This is a genomic window from Bartonella sp. AP58NXGY (assembly GCF_042195785.1).
Taxonomy (GTDB): Bacteria; Pseudomonadota; Alphaproteobacteria; order Rhizobiales; family Rhizobiaceae; genus Bartonella.
Genome location: NZ_JBHIOY010000056.1, coordinates 1 through 936 on the forward strand (window position 1 = coordinate 1; position 936 = coordinate 936).

A 936-nucleotide genomic window follows, 5' to 3' on the forward strand; every position below is an offset into this window, starting at 1 on the left:
ACTTGCGGTTTATCATTTTTATTGACCGCAATAACTCTCTGACCAAACAAGGCAAATGACCATTGATTATCCTCATTTGCCTGATAGGTCACACCGCTTTGGCTTATGTCTTTCCAACCCTGCGTTTGACTATCATAACTATAAAGCTTTTTGGCTCCTCCTACGATAATCTTAACCCCATTACCACTTCGAAACGCTATACACCCCAAAGGCTTTTCTCCCAAAGGAGCCGATACTACCATTGCGCTAGGCATAGGAATATAGCCTCCATCTGCCGGTAAAACATTCACAAGTGTATCCGTAAAGCTGCCATTGACGACCGAAACATCGGGGCGATAATCAGCGATTGGAAAATAAACCATTTTAGAAATCCGTTGGAATTATGCGTGTGACGTTATGACGTTTGGACGTCTCTGCACGCAATTCATGCAACTGCTCGGTAAAGTCATTATAAGCTGCCGTTGCACAATCGGGTTCTTTAAGGATATTCTTGTACAACTCATATTTTGCACGCGCCTTAATCAAATCAAACGCGTGCACAAACCATAGATGCTCTTCATCAACACGCTCTATCTCTGATAAACGCTGTGGAGAGAGTATGAGTTGAATCTGATAGGCTCTGTCCGGTGTGGGATAAAGATGCAGTTTCCTATCAAAATAACTGTAACAAACCGGTGTTCCTCGCTGCTCTGATGATAACGAAGACTCTAGAGAAAAAGGACTCCTGTGCTCTAATTCAATCTTATGATGTGGATCAGAACAAAGATAAACGCTCCTTATTTTGACAGCTGTTTCAATATGGCGGGTGTCCGTTGCATCATAAGCGCCTTGACCCGCCCGTGTTTCAAACACCACATCACGGCTTTCGTTAAAGTAAAAAGTTTCCCTCTCACAAAAACGAATAGCAGCAAAAATACTTTCTTGGATTTGTGCTAC

General features: G+C 42.7%; 1 protein-coding gene and 1 pseudogene. Both read right to left on the reverse strand.

The features are described 5' to 3' along the window. Positions 1-362 (reverse strand): annotated as a pseudogene (locus ACFINC_RS09280) (hypothetical protein); the annotation flags it as partial. Between the two features lies 1 nt (position 363). Next, positions 364-936: hypothetical protein (locus ACFINC_RS09285; protein ID WP_375617024.1), on the reverse strand; the 573-nt coding region annotated here is incomplete at its 5' end.